This window comes from Celeribacter sp. ULVN23_4, assembly GCF_054788345.1.
The window spans coordinates 1-586 of the sequence record NZ_JBTVYO010000027.1; the positions used below are offsets into that span (position 1 = coordinate 1).

At 61.9% G+C, this 586-nt stretch carries 1 protein-coding gene; it reads left to right on the forward strand.

Annotated elements, in window-relative coordinates; translation table 11 throughout:
* Positions 1–68 precede the first annotated feature (68 nt).
* Positions 69–586 (forward strand): aldehyde dehydrogenase family protein (locus ACYBHZ_RS19325; protein ID WP_460275949.1); only part of this gene is annotated, 518 nt, incomplete at its 3' end.

Here is a 586-nt window from a genome sequence, read left to right on the forward strand (position 1 = left end):
GGCGCGTGACCGGGAGGCGTTTTTGCGCCCCGGTTTGATGAGAGATACGAAACTCGAAAGGATGCAGTATGACGGATACATCTGTCTTCACCCCGCACGGCAAACATCTTGTGGCTGGCGACTGGATCGCCAGTGCCGAGACCTTTGCCTCCGAACCCGCGCACGGGCCGTCGCATATGTTTAGTGTCGGCACGGTCGATCTGGTGAATGCGGCCTGTGAGGCGGCAGAAGAGGCCTTTTGGAGCTATGGTTACAGCTCGCGCGAGGAACGCGCGGTCTTTCTTGAGGCCATCGCAGATGAAATCGAGGCCCGCGCCGAGGCGATCACCGAGATCGGGACACAGGAAACCGGCCTGCCGGAGGGCCGTTTGCAAGGCGAACGTGGCCGGACCACAGGGCAGTTGCGTTTGTTCGCGACGCATATCCGTGAAGGTGCCTATCTCGACCGCCGAGTGGACGAAGCGCTGCCCGATCGTCAGCCCCTGCCGCGCCCGGAATTGCGGATGATCCAGCGACCTATCGGCCCCGTTGCGGTTTTTGGCGCATCGAACTTTCCTCTGGCCTTTTCCACCGCAGGCGGGGACAC